At 45.3% G+C, this 17,613-nt stretch carries 13 protein-coding genes; all 13 read right to left on the bottom strand.

What is annotated here, in order from left to right:
• Positions 1-3: 3 nt before the first annotated feature.
• The 13 genes from rsgA to clpB all read right to left on the bottom strand — a co-directional run bounded on the left by rsgA (position 4) and on the right by clpB (position 17,600).
• Complete coding sequence (rsgA, locus tag A8805_RS05280) at positions 4-882, bottom strand: ribosome small subunit-dependent GTPase A (RefSeq protein WP_109709152.1); 879 nt, start codon at positions 880-882, stop codon at positions 4-6.
• A gap of 4 nt (positions 883-886) precedes the next feature.
• Positions 887-2,965 carry a Stk1 family PASTA domain-containing Ser/Thr kinase gene (pknB, locus tag A8805_RS05275; RefSeq protein ID WP_109709151.1) on the bottom strand — a complete coding sequence of 693 codons (2,079 nt, stop codon included), beginning with the start codon at positions 2,963-2,965 and terminating at the stop codon, positions 887-889.
• Entirely contained in the window at positions 2,959-3,702 is a 744-nt protein-coding gene (locus tag A8805_RS05270; protein WP_109709150.1) for a Stp1/IreP family PP2C-type Ser/Thr phosphatase, read from the bottom strand. Before A8805_RS05270 ends, pknB begins: the two co-directional genes overlap by 7 nt.
• A gap of 12 nt (positions 3,703-3,714) precedes the next feature.
• Entirely contained in the window at positions 3,715-4,755 is a 1,041-nt protein-coding gene (gene rlmN, locus A8805_RS05265) for a 23S rRNA (adenine(2503)-C(2))-methyltransferase RlmN (protein ID WP_109709149.1), read from the bottom strand.
• A gap of 66 nt (positions 4,756-4,821) precedes the next feature.
• Positions 4,822-6,180 carry a 16S rRNA (cytosine(967)-C(5))-methyltransferase RsmB gene (gene rsmB, locus A8805_RS05260; RefSeq protein WP_109709148.1) on the bottom strand — a complete coding sequence of 453 codons (1,359 nt, stop codon included), beginning with the start codon at positions 6,178-6,180 and terminating at the stop codon, positions 4,822-4,824.
• A 214-nt stretch (positions 6,181-6,394) separates the two neighbouring features.
• Positions 6,395-7,090: a zinc metallopeptidase gene (locus tag A8805_RS05255; RefSeq protein ID WP_109709270.1), complete on the bottom strand. Its 696-nt coding sequence runs from the start codon at positions 7,088-7,090 to the stop codon at positions 6,395-6,397.
• A 210-nt stretch (positions 7,091-7,300) separates the two neighbouring features.
• A complete protein-coding gene (gene fmt, locus A8805_RS05250) occupies positions 7,301-8,248 on the bottom strand; it encodes a methionyl-tRNA formyltransferase (protein ID WP_109709147.1) in 948 nt (315 codons plus the stop codon).
• A 1-nt stretch (position 8,249) separates the two neighbouring features.
• Complete coding sequence (def, locus tag A8805_RS05245; RefSeq protein ID WP_109709146.1) at positions 8,250-8,726, bottom strand: peptide deformylase; 477 nt, start codon at positions 8,724-8,726, stop codon at positions 8,250-8,252.
• Positions 8,727-8,905: 179 nt separating this feature from the next.
• Positions 8,906-11,131, bottom strand: a complete 2,226-nt coding sequence (gene priA / locus A8805_RS05240; protein WP_109709145.1) for a replication restart helicase PriA — start codon at positions 11,129-11,131, stop codon at positions 8,906-8,908.
• A gap of 18 nt (positions 11,132-11,149) precedes the next feature.
• A complete protein-coding gene (locus A8805_RS05235; RefSeq protein WP_109709144.1) occupies positions 11,150-12,607 on the bottom strand; it encodes a UDP-N-acetylmuramoyl-L-alanyl-D-glutamate--2,6-diaminopimelate ligase in 1,458 nt (485 codons plus the stop codon).
• A gap of 115 nt (positions 12,608-12,722) precedes the next feature.
• Complete coding sequence (locus tag A8805_RS05230; RefSeq protein ID WP_109709143.1) at positions 12,723-13,733, bottom strand: acyltransferase; 1,011 nt, start codon at positions 13,731-13,733, stop codon at positions 12,723-12,725.
• A complete protein-coding gene (locus A8805_RS05225) occupies positions 13,726-15,000 on the bottom strand; it encodes a Y-family DNA polymerase (protein ID WP_109709142.1) in 1,275 nt (424 codons plus the stop codon). Before A8805_RS05225 ends, A8805_RS05230 begins: the two co-directional genes overlap by 8 nt.
• Positions 14,997-17,600: an ATP-dependent chaperone ClpB gene (gene clpB / locus A8805_RS05220; protein ID WP_109709141.1), complete on the bottom strand. Its 2,604-nt coding sequence runs from the start codon at positions 17,598-17,600 to the stop codon at positions 14,997-14,999. Before clpB ends, A8805_RS05225 begins: the two co-directional genes overlap by 4 nt.
• Between the last annotated feature and the right edge of the window lie 13 nt (positions 17,601-17,613).

The raw sequence follows: 17,613 nt of genomic DNA, 5'->3' as shown, positions 1-17,613 counted from the left end.
ATTTTAATACCTCTTCTTTCCCTGTAATTCCTGGTACATTTCCAAATAATCTTCATATCGTACGGGATGGATTTTCCCGCTGTCCACTGCCTCTTTTACCGAACATCCGGGCTCATGCACATGATCGCAGCCATTAAACCTGCAACTTCCTTCATACGCGGCAAAGTCCCTGAAATAATATTTCAGTTCCTCTTTTTCAAACTCATTGACATATAAAGAACTAAAACCAGGCGTATCCATGATATAGGATTTTTCATCTATCGTTATCAGCTCCGAATGCCTGGTTGTATGCTTACCTCTGGCAATCTTCTTACTGATACTGCCTGTTTCCATCTGAACTTCTGACTGAAGGAGATTAATCAGGGAAGATTTACCTACCCCTGACGGTCCGGCAATGACCGTAGTCTTTTCCTCCAGTATTCTTCTTAAAGCTTCTACATTTTCCTGTTCCAGTGCGCTGGTAAAGATAACCTGATATCCACATGCCTGATAGATTTCCTGGAGGTTTGCAAGTTCAGGCTGTGTAGCAATATCCTTTTTATTAAAGCACAACACTACGGGAATGTCTTTGCTCTCCATCATGACCAAAAATCTGTCCAGCAAGTTAAAATGAGGCTCCGGCTTCGTTACCGCAAACACAACCAGTGCCTGGTCAATATTTGCTACAGCCGGCCGGATCAGTTCATTCCGCCTTGGCAGAATTTCTACAATATTTCCTTCCTTCCCGGCCTCATCAAGAACCTCAATGTTCACGTCATCCCCTACCAGAGGTTTTATCTTCTCTTTTCTGAACACACCTTTTGCTTTACATTCATAAACACCGGATTCTACTACATGAACGTAGTAGAATCCGGCAATTCCTTTTATAATCTTTCCCCGCATAAGCTTACTGGCCTTCTATTCCGTCTTCTTCACCTGAGCCATTATCCGGCGGGGAAGGCTGGTCCGGTCCAAGACTTACTACAAAGTCAACAGCTGTTCCTTTTTCCAACTGGCTTCCTGGGGATGCAGACTGAGTAATGACATAACCTTGTGTCACACTGCTGTTTTCATAAGTTATATTTCCTACGGAAAGGCCTGCATCTGTTAATGCCTGTATCGCCCCATCTTCCGTCTTATTGGTCAAAGGCGGAACATTTACCATCTCAATCTTAGGTCCCTTGCTGACAACATAATCAATTGGGGTGTCTTTCGCTACCTTTTTATCCACTTTCGTCTTTTGGGATATTACAATGCCTGCATCATACTCATCACTATATTCTTCACTGACATTTCCTGTCCTCAGCCCTGCACCGGCCAGTGTCGCATCCGCATCCGCTGCCGCCATTCCGACCAGATCCGGAACTGTAGCTTTCTCTGCTCCCAGGCTGACTACCATCGTAACCCTGGAACCTTCCTTCACCTCTGCTCCGGCAGACGGATTGGTGGAAATCACCTTTCCTTCTTCTATATCGTCACTGTATTTTGCTTCAGAATCAGCCACAACAAGCCCCTCATTCTCAAGCATCTTCTGTGCTTCTGCCTCGTCCTGTCCTATAACATTGGGAACCTGCACCTTTTTTTCTTCTTTTCCCGTGCTGACAACAACGTTAATCTGTGTGTTCTTCTCTACTTTTTTCTTTGCAGCGGTTTCCTGCCTGATAACGACACCCTTATCATACTTATCAGATGTCTCTCTTCCCGATACATAATATCCAAGCTCTTTCTTATCAAGGGCCGCCTTCGCCTCTTCTTCCGTCAGGCCCACCAGATCCGGTACTGTTACCTTACTTTCTGTCTCCGTCTGGCCAATCCCAGGCCCTGTTTTAAAGAGTCCTGCTGCTTTTCCCACAAAAAAGACCAGAGCAAGTGCGATAACAACGGCTGCCACAATCATGAGTATTTTCATGATTCTCTTCATATTCGGATCTACATCGCCCTTCCTTCTTTCATCAGGGCCGTAGTCATCATCATCTTCGCTGTCATACCTGTCACTGTCATACTCATAGTCATCATCATAATCATCATAGTCGTCGTCATCGTAATCGTCATCATCACTGGTATCATAGTCACGATTCTGTATACGCTCCATTTCTTCTGTGGGCATCACAATCGTGGCATCCGTATCTGATGCATAAGGTGACATATTAACAAAATCGCCCTCCGGGTTTACCATAGAGCGCTTCAAATCAAGAATCAGAGACTGGCAGTTAAGATATCTGCGCTCCGGATTCTTCTGGGTACACTTCATAATGATACATTCAAGACTGTACGGAATATCCGGCACTTCCTCCGCCGGTGAAATGATTTCCTCCTGCAAATGTTTGAGAGCTACGGTGACTGTGGAATCTCCGTCAAAGGGTACATGTCCTGTTATCATCTCATACATCGTAACCCCGGCAGAATAAATATCACTTTTTGCATCTACAACACCGCCTCTGGCCTGCTCCGGCGATGTATAATGCACAGAGCCCATGACATTTGTACTAATGGTACTGGTGGACGTGGTTGCCCTCGCAATCCCAAAATCTGTCACTTTCACTTTTCCTTCTTTGGAAATAATGATATTCTGAGGTTTGATATCCCTATGAACAATGTGCTGATTGTGAGCAGCCTGAATACCTGTCACCATCTGTATAGATATGCTGATTGTCTCTTTTGGGGTGAGCCTGCCCTTTTTTTCAATATATTCCTTTAATGTGATTCCCTCAACCAGCTCCATGACCATATAATACAGTCCGCGGTCCTGACCCACATCATAGACATTTACTACATTCGGATGCATCAGGCCTGCTGCTGCCTGAGCTTCACTCAAAAACTTCTGAATAAAAATCTCATCGGTACGGAAATCACTTTTCAGTACCTTAATTGCCACATACCGGTTCAGCTTATGGTCTTTTCCCTTGTAAACATCTGCCATCCCGCCTGAACCAATACGGCTCAATATTTCATAACGCTTCCCTAAAAATACTCCTTCTTTTAACATATACTCACCTCATCCGCAAACGGCTCTACCAGAACAATCCCTATATTGTCCGTACCGCCGTTTTCTTTTGCTGTTTCTGCCAGGGACTCTGCGGCTTCTACAATGTCCCTGCCCCCCTGCACGATATGGAAAAGCTCTTCATCTTCTACCATATTGCTTAACCCGTCTGTACACATCAAAATGATGTCTCCCTTTTTCAGACGGTGTTCATAAAAATCTACCTCAACATTTTCTTTTGCACCAATTGCCCTTGTGATAATGTTCTTATCCGGATGGTGCTTTGCTTCTTCCGGCTTAATTCCTCCCAGGCGCACCATCTCCTCAACCAGAGAGTGGTCTTTTGTAAGCTGCACGATTCCCTGATTAATAAGATAAAGCCTGCTGTCTCCCACATTCGCAAAATACATCATTTGGTTCACAATGGTAGCTGCTACCACAGTGGTTCCCATCCCTTTTAAATGGGAATCCTGGGAGGCCGCTTTAATAATCTCCCGGTTCGCAGTCTTTATTGAGGAGACAAGGGCCTTTTCTATGTCACCCTCATCACTTTGTTTCAATTCTCTTTTTAAAATCTCTACTGTATATTTTGAAGCATAATCGCCCGCCTGATGTCCACCCATACCGTCAGCTACTACAAACAAGTTTGGGAGAGGTCCTAACGGCTGATTTGTCATATAGACATAATCTTGATTCACTTGTCTTACCATGCCAACATCGGTAATAGAAAAGGTCTTCATAGTATATCTCCTTTATTCTTTGTTTGTCTGCACAAACGTGCGTCTGAGTTGTCCACAGGCTCCATCGATATCTGCACCCATTTCCCTTCTTATAGTAACATTTATTCCACGTTTTTCAAGTTTATTTTTAAAATTCAACGCATTTTTCCTGCTCGGCCTGTCAAAAGAACGCTCTTTTATGGGATTCACCGGTATCAGATTCAGGTGACAATTTCTTGGCCTTAATATCTTTATCAGCTCCTGTGCATCCTCATCCGTATCATTTACTCCGCTTACCAGACTGTACTCAAAGGTCACCCGTCTTCCTGTTTTCCGGAAATATTCATCACACGCATGAAGCACCTCATCCAGCTCATATTGATCAGCTACAGGCATAAGGCTTCTGCGCTTTTCCTGGTTTGCCCCGTGAAGAGAAAGGGCAAGGGTTATCTGTAGATTTTCCTCTGCAAGCTCCAGCATACGAGGGACAATTCCACAGGTTGAAACGGTCACATTCCTCTGACCGATATGAAGTCCATGGTCATCCGTCAGCAGACGGATGAAACGCAAAAAATTCTCATAATTATCCAAAGGCTCCCCTGTTCCCATGACGACCACATTAGAAATGCGCTCCCCTATCATCTTTTGAATCTGGTATATCTGCCCCAGCATCTCCGAAGCCGAAAGATTTCTTGCAAGACCGCCGATGGTAGACGCACAGAACCGGCATCCCATGCGGCATCCTACTTGGGAGGAAATGCAGACTGAGTTCCCATGTTTGTAACGCATAAGAACACTTTCCACCACATTCCCATCGTAAAGCTGAAACAAAAACTTATTCGTGCCGTCCAGTGCGGACTCTTGTCTTTCCAGCATCGAGACCGGAAGAATCATATACTCGGCATCCAGCTTTTCCCTCAGAGCTTTGGATAGATTTGTCATTTCCTCAAAGCTGCCGGCAAACCTTATATGCAGCCATTCGTATACCTGTTTTGCCCGAAACTTCTTTTCACCCAGTATCTCCAGTTCTCTTTGCAATTGTTCATATGTATATGCGCGAATATCCTTCTTCATTATCTTGCGTCTTTCCTTCCAGCTTTTTTAAAGAGATGAACTGTAACTGTTCAGAACCATGAACAGTTACGATGAACTCCCCTTTTTCATAAATCTTGCAATGAAAAAACCATCACTGTCATTCACTCCCGGCAGGAGCTGCAGACAGCCCTCTTCCTGTACAGACCCCTGCAATTCCCGGCACACTCTGTCTTGTATAGAATTCAAAGCATATTCCGGATGTGTCTCTAAAAACCAATGTACATTATCTATATTCTCAGCCCGGTTTATAGTACACGTACTGTAAACCAAGGTTCCTCCCGGTTTTACATAACGGTACACTGTATCCAGAATTTCCTTCTGAAGAGCAGCAAGTTCATCTGTCTGTATCTTTGTAACCTTATATTTCAAATCTGTTTTTCGGCCCAGCACCCCAAGTCCCGAACAGGGCAGGTCTGCAATTACCATATCCGCTTTTTCAACCGACGCTTCGTGCAATACCGTGGCATCCTGCAATACGGCTGAAATATTTTCCATCCTCATTCTGTCAATGTTTTCCTGAATCATTCCTGTTTTATATTCTGTCAGATCCCGTGCTTCCACATGCCCTGTTCCTCTCAGCTTATCTGCAAGATGAACAGACTTTCCTCCGGGAGCAGCACATACATCAATGATATAATCGCCTTCTTTTGGCGAAGCGATTTCTCCGGCCAGCATAGAACTGATATCTTGTACTGCAAACAATCCTTCCTGAAAACTGGAGAGTTCCCCAAGATAATCATACCCGGTGATAGAAAAAGCATAAGGCAGATAGGGATGAGCCATAACTGTGACCCCTTCCGATCTCAGCCTTTCCTCCAGCTCCTTCGGGGTGATATAGCTTGTATTGCAACGAATTGTTACTGGCTTTTCCTTTTGAAAATCTGCCAGTATCTTTTCCACCGTGTCTATATTGTATTCCTGAAGCCATTTTCCCAAAATCCACTCTGGCATGGAATACCTGACGGACAGCCCTTTCACAGCCTCTTTTGGATATTCAACCTTATCAAGACCCCGGGCCGTACTGCGGAGTACTCCATTTACAAATCCTTTTAAAGGACCAAAGCCCTTCTTCACCGCCAGCTTCACAGCTTCATTGCACACAGCAGAATCTGGAACTGTATCCATGTATTTCAACTGGTACACAGCACTTCTCAGGATATTACGGATAACCGGCTTCATCTTCCTGGTCTTCACTTTAGAAAACTGGTCCAGAATATAATCAATCTCTATCATATGTTCCAGCGTGCCCTCGGTCACTCTCGTGATGAAGGCACGCTCTTTTTTATCCAGATACTGGTATTTACTCAGCACATTACCCAGTGCAATATGGCTGTACACATCATGCTCCGTTACATCCATCAAAATTCCCAGCACGATTTCCCGTTCATTTAACGGCTTTGTCATTCTATATCCTCCTGCTTATACCACTTGGTGAGGTCCTTTCGAACCTAGTGGTAAAGTACAACCTGCTGGCTTAGTGAGGTTCTTTCGAACTTAGCAGCATGATTGTTTCCCTGCTTATACCACTTGGTGAGGTCCTTTCGAACCTAGTGGTAAAGTACATCCTGTTGACTTAGGCGGGGTCCTTTCACGTCTTAATGACATGGATGTTTCTCCGCTAATTGCGCCTGCGTCCGCTGATAAGCAGCAGCCTCAATAGCTGCAATATCATGGATGCTGCACTTGCCACATAAGTCAGGGCGGCTGCACCCAGCACATCTTTCGTAGCTTCCACTTCCTCAGGATAAAGCATCCCGGTTGTCTCCAGTGCCTTTACTGCCCGTTTTGATGCATTCAATTCCACCGGAAGTGTCACAAGCTGAAACAAAACTGCGGCTGAAAACAGGAAAATCCCCAGATTAATCAGAATCAAAGACGCATTTCCGTTGATGAACAGGCCAATGATAATCAGCGGCCAGGCTGCCATAGAGCCAAAGTTTGCAACAGGAACCAATGCACCTCTTATTTTCAGCGGCGCATACCCTACATTGTGCTGTACCGCATGGCCGCACTCGTGGGCCGCCACACCAATAGCAGCTACGGAAGCAGATTGATAGGTGGCATCTGACAATCTCAAAGTCTTATTTCTTGGATCATAATGATCAGTCAGGTTCCCAGACACATGCTGAACCTGCACATCATAAATGCCGTTTGCCTTTAGAATCCTTTCCGCCGCTTCCCGCCCCGTTATACCGGAATGGCTGCGCACCTGTGAATACTTATTGAACACTCTGTTCACCCGGCTGGAAGCCAGAATACAAATGACTGCTCCGATTAAAACCAATATATAAGTTGGGTCGTAATAATAATACATGAAACTTCCTCCAATCATCAGGTATAGGTATCTGTTCAGAATCATGAACAGATACGCCGCAAGCCCATGAAAATCGCCTTTGGCGATGAGGCTTGCTATTGCATGTTCAATGTTTTCACAGGTCCTGTGCAGTAAATGCACAGTCCTGTACTGAACAATTACAAATATAGCACTTTCTTTCACACCTATGCTTCATAATCCCTGTGGGTATTATGAATTACAAGTGAATATCGTGCCAGACTCCAGTGTATATCCCCTCAGAAATGCACCTGCCTCCATTCTCTTTTTCCCCGGAATCTGAAGCTCGCTGACACGAAGCTGTCCGTCACCGGTCTGTACAGTAAAGCTCTCTCTGCCCACTTCCAATACAGTTCCTGGCTTTGCCCCCTGCTGCGGTCCCGCTGCAGGTTCAGCCTTTGCCTTCCAAATCTTTAGCACCTTATTCCCCCAGTGGGTATAAGCGCTGGGCCAGGAATTCAGTCCCCGCACCAGTCTTTCAATCTCTATCGCTGAACTTTCCCAGTCAATATTTCCCATCTTCTTATCTAACATTTTAGCATAAGGAGTAGGGCTTTCACCCTGATGCTCCAATACAGCAGTTCCACTTTCCAATGCCGCCAAAGTCTCCGCACAAAGGCTGGCACCTGCTGCCGCCAGTTTATCATGGAGACTTTCTCCTGTCTCATCTTCTGTAATAGGCACCTCGGTTTTTAGAATCATATCGCCGGTATCCAGCCCTTCATCCATCTGCATAGTTGTAACTCCCGTCACATCTTCTCCAGAGATAATAGCCCACTGAATGGGTGCCGCCCCCCTGTACTTTGGCAGCAGGGAAGCATGAACATTGATACATCCGTAGGGAGTCATCTCCAGAATATCCCTGGGCAGTATCTGTCCAAACGCTACTACTACAATGACATCCGCCTGATATTTCCTGAGCTCCTCCACACATTCCGGCTTTCTGACCCTGACAGGCTGGTAAACCGGTATTTTATGTCTTATTGCCGCTTCCTTCACAGGAGGAAACTGCATTTCCTTCCCCCTGCCCTTTGGCTTATCCGGCTGTGTCACCGCCAGACATACGTCATGACCTGCCTGAATCAGTTTTTCCAGTGTTCCTACCGCAAAATCAGGAGTTCCCATAAATATTACTCTCATTTTACTCTTCATCCTCCTCGTACTGCACGTCATGCAGCCCGTCTTCCACTTTGTCTACATACAAATTCCCCGACAGATGGTCGATTTCATGGCAGAGTGCTCTTGCCATCAATTCCTCACCTTCTATCTCAAATTCTTCCATGTTTTCATCCAAAGCACGTACCTTTACATAATTGGGCCTTGTTACAATTCCCCATTTTCCCGGTACGCTCAAACACCCTTCTTCCCCGGTCTGTTCTCCCGATGTTTCCAGAATTACAGGGTTAATCAATACAACAGGCCCCTCACCTACATCAATCACGACAATGCTTTTGAGCACTCCTACCTGGGGCGCCGCCAGCCCTACCCCCATCTTTTCGTACATTGTATCCAGCATATCATCAATCAAGATTTTTGTGCGAAGCGTTATTTTTGAAACATCTTTGCTCTTCTTTGTTAAAATCTCGTCCCCAATCTCTCTGACTTCCCTGATTGCCATAATTTCCTCCATATATTATCTTAATTTTATTTACCTGCTTGTCAAAGCGGATACTCGCAATCCGCTTTGCTGCTTGTTCGTAACCTCATTGTTGCTACGCAACATTTCAGTGGGAGCTTGACTCCCGCTAAAACAGGCAAATCACACCCCCGCAGAAGCGGGGAGCTTACCTGAAGAGGTTAAAATACCTGCATCGGATTAAAATCAAACTGTATCCTTATTTTCTGAAATCCGCTGTTTACTTCAATGTATTGTTCCAGGTAGTTTTTCATCTTTATTAGTGTATCATATCTTTCTGCTTTCAGATAGAGAACTTTCCGATATACATCGTTTACTTTTCCAATCCCGGGACTTGCCGGTCCGATGATATCCATATCTTCATCTCTGCGGACACGCAGAGCATATTCTTTCAAATATCTGCACCCCTTTTCCAGGAGCTGTTCGTCCTCACAGCTAGCCAGTACAGCCAGCAGGTTCTCTGCCGGAGGATAGCCCATCAACTTCCGGTAACTGATCTCCTCCTCATAGAAAACCTCATAATCCTGGGCCGCCGCTGTCACAATTCCATAATGCTCCGGACTGTAGGTTTGAATGACAGCTTCACCGCCCTTATATCCTCTCCCGGCTCTTCCTACTGCCTGGGTCAGAAGCTGGAACGTCCTTTCTCCTGCCCGGTAATCATCTGTATAAAGGGACATGTCTGCCGCTAGTACGCCCACCAGAGTCACATTGGGAAAATCGTGCCCCTTTACAATCATCTGTGTTCCAACCAGGATGTCAGCCTCTTCATTGGCAAACGCTGCCAATATTTTCTCATGTCCATCCTTCTGACGGGTGGTATCCATATCCATACGAAGTACCCTCGCCCCGGGAAACTGTTTTTTTACAGTCTCTTCTATCTGCTGGGTCCCGGCCCGGAACTCTCCAATATGCCGGGAACCACATGCAGGGCAGGCAGCCTCTTTCGGCTTTTCATACCCGCAGTAATGGCAGACCATTCTTCCTCCTCTGTGGGAGGAAAGAGAGACATCACAGTGGGGACATTTTGCCACATGTCCGCACTCCCGGCAGGAAATAAAACCGGCATATCCCCGGCGGTTCAAAAACAGCATAATCTGTTCTTTTTTCTCCAGCCTGTCAGCAATCAGCTCCTGCAGTTTTCTGCTTAATATGGAGCGGTTTCCCTCTTTCAGCTCTTCCCGAAGGTCTACTGTATATACCTGTGCCATATCCTGCATCCCTGAACGGTTTTTTAACTCTAAAAGGGTATACTCCCCATTCTTTGCACGATACATAGCTTCCAAAGAAGGTGTGGCAGACCCGAGGACTACACTAGCTCCTTCCATTTCTGCCCTCGCTTCTGCTGTTTCCCGGGCATGATATCTGGGAACCTGCTCACTTTTATAAGTAGTCTCATGCTCTTCATCTATTACAATCAGTCCAAGGTTTGGGAAAGGCGTAAATAGTGCGGAACGAGGCCCTATCATTACATCAATCCCGCCTTCCTTTGCCCGCAGCATCTGGTCATAGCGTTCCCCGGCAGACAGGCGGGAATTCATAATGGAAACCCGGTCACCAAAATTCCGGTAAAACCGCATCACCGTCTGATAAGTCAGAGCAATTTCAGGAATCAAAACAATGGCCTGTTTCCCTTGTGCCGCCACACGGCGTATCATTTCAATATACACCTCTGTTTTACCGCTTCCTGTGACTCCATATATCAAATATGTGCCCCGCTTTTCCTTTTTATAGTCTTCCCAAAAAGTGGAAATAACATGCTTCTGTTCATCTGTAAGCAAAATATTGCTTTCCGCCTGCTCTCCCTTCACCGGATTCCGGTAAACTTGCTCGGACTCCAGAACAAGAATCCCCTGTTCTTCCAGGGCACGTATCACAGTTAACGTAATATTCAGCTTTTTTGCTGCCAGGCCGTAATCTAAAACAGAATCATCCAGCAATGCCGCCATCAGTCTGGCCCGGGCTTTCTGATTCTTCTCCAGATAATGGTCCAGTTTCTGCTTTCCCTCTTTCTCATCTAAAAGCAGCCGTATCCACTTCTTTACCCTGGCATTCTCCTTCTGCTTGATAGGAAGAACCGTCTTTAGGGCCTGAATCATGGTTCCGCCGTACTGTTCCTTCATCCACGCCGCCAGTGCCGCCAGCTTTCCTTCAATGGCCACACTGTTTCTGGAAATATCCTGAATTTCTTTTACCTTGGATTCGTCATACACACAGGTATCCGATATCCCTGTCACATACCCTTTTGTCTCACGGTTTCCCCTTCCAAAAGGGACCAGCACTTCCATCCCCACAGAAAGTTCTCCCTCCAGATGGGGGGGGATTCTATATTGGAATGTTTTATCTAATTTTTCATGTGTAATGTCTACAATAATATTCGCATACATGAAATGTATTCACCTACTTTAATGCCCTGATAAGATTTCCTGAATCAGTACACGCTCATCCATGGGATATTTTACTCCTTTGATTTCCTGATAGTCCTCATGGCCTTTCCCTGCCAGTACAATTACATCCCCAGGCAGCCCATGCTCTATAGCATACCGGATGGCCTCTTTTCTGTCACAGATTTCTACATATTTACCCTCTGTCGGTTCAATCCCGACCTTAATATCATTTATAATATCCTGAGGCTCTTCAAACCTCGGATTATCAGATGTAATAATTGTCAGGTCCGCAAGCCGCCCTGACACCTCGCCCATCTCATAGCGCCTCTCTTTTGAGCGGTTGCCCCCGCATCCAAACAGACACACCAAACGCGTAGGATTGTATTCCTTGAGGGTCGTCAGAAGGCTCTCCAGACTCATCGCATTGTGTGCATAGTCAATCATCAGGGTAAAATCATCGGACACCCGGATCATTTCAATCCTGCCTTTAACCTTGGCTGCCCCCAGGGCCTCCTGGATTTTTTCTGCCGGTACCTGAAAATGCCTGCATACCGCTATTGCTGTTAAGGAATTATAAACACTGAATTTCCCCGGGATATCAATTTCCACATCAAAATCCATCAGGCCAGTGACATGGTAAGCAATCCCAAGATAACCCGGCCTGGATACCAGGTGGGTATCGACTGCCCTCAGATCGGCCTTTTCCGAAAATCCAAAAGTCTCTGTCTCACAGGTTGCACCAGAGAATACATCCTCAAAATACACATCATCCACATTCGCGATTCCCTGTCTGCACTGCTGGAAAAGAAGCCCCTTGCACCTTTTATAATCCTCAAAATCCTTATGCTCATTTGGCCCGATGTGATCTCTTCCCAGATTGGTGAAAATTCCAATATCAAAGAGAATCCCCGCCGTCCTGTGCAGCATCAGCCCCTGGGAGGACACTTCCATCACCACACTGTCACACCCCGCTTCTGCCATCTTCGCAAAATACTGGTGAATCGTATATGACTCAGGCGTGGTATTGGCCGCCGGTATCTTCTCATCCCCGATAATTGTCTCTATCGTTCCTATCAGACCTACTTTATGCCCCACTTCCTCTAAAATAGACTTAATCATATATGTAGTTGTTGTCTTTCCCTTAGTTCCGGTAATTCCAATGATTTTCATTTTCTCTGCCGGATAGCCAAAATAAGAAGCCGACATCAGAGCCAGTGCATATCTTGTGTCAGGCACCCGGATTACCGTCACATCTTTGGGTGCTTCTACTTCTTTTTCTACGATTACCGCAATCGCACCCTTTCCGGCTACATCGGAGATAAACTCATGTCCGTCCACCACTGCACCGGAAATACATACAAATACGGAACCACTTTCTATTTTGCGGGAGTCATTGACCAGCGTAGTAACCTGGATTTCATCGCTCCCCTGTACTACCTCATATTTTAAACGTTCTAATAGCTGATTCAGCTTCATGTACATTCCTCCTAATTCAAGTACGCCTTATGTTATATAGAATAACACAATCGGCTTTCTGTTGCAAAATTTCTCTGATGAATTCTTGTAACTGTTCAGTACAGATACGAATTCTTTATGAAATATATGTTCCAAAGGGCAGTCTTCTGATTAGATAGACGCACACAAAAGATATACCAAGGATTCCTATTGTAAGTCCCGGCACTGCAATCCATGCTGAAACCTGGTCCGGCTCCACATATTTTTTATAGTGGTCCAGAAAAAGAATATGAATCAGATAAATCCCAAAGGAGCATCCGCACCATATATCTATCCATTTTTTTGTCTGCTCTTTCAAACGCACTTCCCCATTCCCTGCCTGCATCATCAGACAAAAAAAGGATATCCCGCTTATCATGACCAGCGGAGACCCATATTCCAGGAACCGCTCGTAATGGTCCCCAATCCTGTATGTCACCCACACTGTTATCACTATATTCAATGCTGTACTCCCCAGAAAAATTCCCAAAAGCGAATGAGCGTGCCCCTTCAATTTCTCTTTGTATTTACTGAGAATATATCCAAGGAAAAAATAGACAGCGTACACTCTGTCCCCGATAATCGGTATGTCATAGTAAGGCTCTGCATGCAGAAAAGATGAAAAATACGTAAACATAGATGCCGCTGCCCCGACAACAAGGAAAGCCTTATCCATATTTGAATTCATTCCCCTGCACATAACCTGAAAAAATGGCAGCACCAGATAAATAGGAACCACTGCATAGAGATACCAAAGATGGGATTCCACAGGAACATAAAACAAATCCCGCAAATCATAAGACGTACCCATATAATAAACATTAAAGAAGTAATATACTATGCTCCAGAATACCAATACAATCAAAAACCGCAGCAGCCGTTTTGCATTTTTGTAAAGAGGCTCTGTTCTCCCCAGCAGCAGGACACCGCTGAGCATGAAAAAGCAGGGGACGCTGACTCTGGACACGGTGTCCAGAATAACAGAAAACAAATATTCGCCTCTGCTAATGTCAACATATGCCCTGCAAAAATAATTAGTCACATGTATGATTACAACCATCACAAAGGAAACAGTTCTGATAAGTTCCAAATTATAATTTTTATTCATTCTCTTCACCTGCCTCTCCCCTCTCCGCGCCTTCCTTTTTTAGTTCCATCTTTTTTGAACTGTTCTTCCCTGTCTTCATAAGACTTGCCTTCACTACCGAGCTGCTTCCATATTTTCCTCGTATTTCATTCACCGCTTCGTGCAGTCTCCTATGCTTTTCGTCAGTCGGTCCAGGTAATTCTATGTCAAAAATAGAAAGCTGTACAGGCTCCGAAGAATCCACTAGTTTCGCAGTACGGATTCCGAGCAGCCTGACAGGCTCCCCGTCCCACGTCTCATCAAACAACTGACAGGCTGCCTCATAAAGTACGCAATCGTCATCTGTTGGCTTTGTGAGCTGTTTCTGATGTGAAATGTTCTGGAAATCATGATATCTGATTTCCATACTCACCATATATGCCTTCTGCCCAGCTTTTTTAAGCCTTCTTCCCACTCTTTTAGAGAGAACCTGAAATACCTGCTTTGCTTCCTCTGCAGTCACAGCATCCTCGGACAATGTAGTAGAGTTTCCAATTCCTTTTGCCTCCACCTGACCGGACTGGACCATAGAGTTGTCAAACCCATTTGCAAACTCCCAAAGCTTTTTTCCGTGGCTCTTCATATGCAGGAAAATCAAATCCGGGTCTGCCTGCGCCAGATCCCCTATGGTATGAATCTCCAGTTTTTTCAAAATCTCCACACTGGAACGACCTGCCATATATAACTCTCTCAAAGGAAGTGGCCACATTTTTATTTGAATTTCTTCCGGGAATAGTGTGTGTACCCTGTTCGGCTTTTCAAAGTCCGAGGCCATTTTCGCCAGCAGCTTATTAGATGAAATTCCAATATTGACTGTAAAGCCAAACTGCTCTTTAATCCCATCCTTTATAACTAGCGCTGCTTCTATCGGAGATGGGTACTTCCATGCAATTTCTGTAAAATCCATATAACACTCATCTACACTAACCTGCTCAATCTCATCAGTAAAGCCTTTTAGATATCCCATCAGAAGTGCACTTTTTTCCCGGTACATTTCATGATCAGGCGGCTCCACAATCAAATCCGGACACTTGCGAAAGGCATTCGCAACAGGTTCCCCCGTACGAATGCCATATTTCTTAGCAGGCATAGATTTGGCAAGTACCACACCCCGGCGCTGTTTCTGGTCACCGCCGATGATGGATGGTATTTCCCTTATATCCTGCCTGGCACCTTTTTTTAATTGCTCTACCGCTGTCCAGCTCAAATATGCAGAGTTGACATCAATATGGAAAATAATCGGCATCATGAAATCAATTGTCCTTTCACCTTCACTTTTGCTTCCAATTGCCCGTCAACAACATCAATTAAAATAATATCTTCTCTTCCAACGTTTCCTGCAAGGATCAGTTTTGCTGCAAGGGTTTCCACATTCTTCTGCAAATACCTTTTCAAAGGTCTTGCACCGTACATCGGGTCGTATCCGCCTTCTACAATAAATTCTCTGGCAGGTACTGTCAGCTCAATGGAAAGTTCTTTGTCAGCAAGCCGTTTGTTGACGTCTGCTGCTAATAAATCAATAATTGCATAAATATCATTTTTCGTCAACGGTTTAAACATAATGATTTCGTCCAGACGATTCAAAAATTCTGGTCTGAACCGGGCACGCAGTTCATTCATCACCATATCCTGGCTTGTTTCATCAAGCGTACCATCCTCTCTGATTCCCTCCAGAAGATAACCGGCTCCAAGGTTGGATGTCATGATAAGAATGGTGTTTTTAAAGTCTACGGTGCGTCCCTGAGAATCTGTAATCCGCCCGTCATCCAGCACCTGTAACAGTACATTGAATACATCCGGATGAGCTTTTTCAATCTCGTCAAACAATACTACAGAATATGGCTTTCTTCTGACTGCCTCTGTTAACTGGCCGCCCTCATCATAGCCCACATATCCGGGAGGTGCTCCGATAAGTCTGGATACAGAGAATTTTTCCATATACTCACTCATATCAATACGGACCATATTGTTCTCATCGTCAAACAGGCTTTCAGCCAGTGCTTTTGCCAGCTCTGTCTTTCCTACCCCTGTAGGTCCTAAAAACAGGAAGGAGCCGATGGGTTTGGATGGGTCTTTGATACCGGCCTTAGAACGGATAATCGCTTCTGTTACAAGGTCTACACCTTCTTCCTGGCCAATCACACGTTTATGAAGCTCTGCGCCCAGGTGAAGAGTCTTACTCCGCTCACTTTCATTGAGTTTTACCACGGGTATTCCCGTCCATCTGGAAATGATTCTGGCGATTTCTTCCTCTGTAACAGCCTCATGTACCAGAGACATTTCCTTTTCCTTTAATTTATTTTCTTCCTCCTCCAACTGTTTCTGCAGCTGAGGAAGACGTCCATACTGTAACTCGGCAGCCCTGTTCAGGTCATATTCCCTTTGGGCTTTCTGAATGTCATTATTTACCTGCTCAATTTCTTCCCGGACCTTCTGCACTCTTTCCACAGAAGTTTTTTCATTGTCCCACTGTGCTTTTTTGCCAGAATATTCCTCACGAAGCTCCGCCAACTCTTCCTGTAAATGTTCCAGACGTTCCCTGCTCAGCCGGTCTTCTTCCTTTTTCAATGCCTCTTCTTCGATTTCCAGCTGCATAATACGGCGGCGCAGCTCATCCAGCTCTGTGGGCATAGAGTCCAATTCTGTCTTAATCAAGGCACACGCTTCATCCACAAGGTCAATTGCCTTGTCAGGGAGAAATCTGTCAGAAATATAGCGGTTGGAAAGTATTGCAGCTGCAACCAAAGCACTGTCTGTAATCTTAACGCCATGAAATACTTCATACCGCTCTTTCAGACCGCGCAGAATGGAAATTGCATCTTCTACCGTAGGTTCCTCCACCATAACCGGCTGGAACCGCCGCTCCAGGGCTGCATCCTTCTCAATATACTTGCGGTATTCATCCAGTGTGGTAGCACCGATACAGTGCAGCTCTCCCCTGGCCAGCATTGGTTTCAACATATTGCCTGCATCCATGGCACCGTCCGTCTTGCCTGCTCCTACAATTGTGTGCAATTCATCAATAAACAGGATAATACTACCGTCACTGTTCTTCACTTCTTCCAGAACTGCTTTCAGACGTTCCTCGAACTCTCCTCTATATTTGGCACCTGCAACCAGGGCACCCATGTCCAGAGAAAAGATGGTCTTATCCTTCAGACCTTCTGGGACATCCCCTCTTACAATACGCTGTGCAAGCCCTTCTACCACTGCTGTTTTACCTACCCCCGGCTCACCGATAAGTACGGGATTATTTTTCGTCTTCCGGGAAAGGATTCTGACTACATTACGGATTTCTTCATCTCTTCCGATTACCGGATCGAGCTTCTGATCCCTTGCGCGCTCTACCAAATCCTGTCCATACTTATTTAACGTATCATAAGTAGCTTCCGGATTATCACTGGTTACTCTTTGATTTCCACGGACTGTGGACAATGCCTGCAGGAAGCTGTTCCGGTTAATGCCAAACTCTTTGTACAGCCCTTTTAGTTCCCGGCTTGCATATTTTAAAAGTGCCAGGAAAAGATGCTCCACGGAGACATATTCATCTCCCATCTGCTTTGCCTCATCCTCTGCGTGAATCAGTACATTATTCAGATCCTGTCCTACAAACACCTGTCCGCCCTGTACCTTAGGCCTCCTGGAAAGTGCTTCCTCCACACGGTTCACTAACAAGGTTCCCTGAATATTCATTTTCTCAAGTAATTTCAAAATCAAACTGTCATCCTGGGTCACAAGCGCATATAGCAGATGTTCCTGCGCAATCTCCTGATTGCCGTAATCATAAGCAATCTTCTCACAGCCCTGCACTGCCTGAACTGAATTCTGCGTAAATTTATTTATATTCATAAATAGACCCCCT

The organism is Faecalicatena contorta (assembly GCF_003149105.1).
In the GTDB taxonomy this organism is placed as follows: domain Bacteria; phylum Bacillota; class Clostridia; order Lachnospirales; family Lachnospiraceae; genus Muricomes; species Muricomes contortus_C.
The sequence above is the reverse complement of the archived record's forward strand: the minus strand, read 5'-3'. Positions and strand labels throughout refer to the sequence as shown.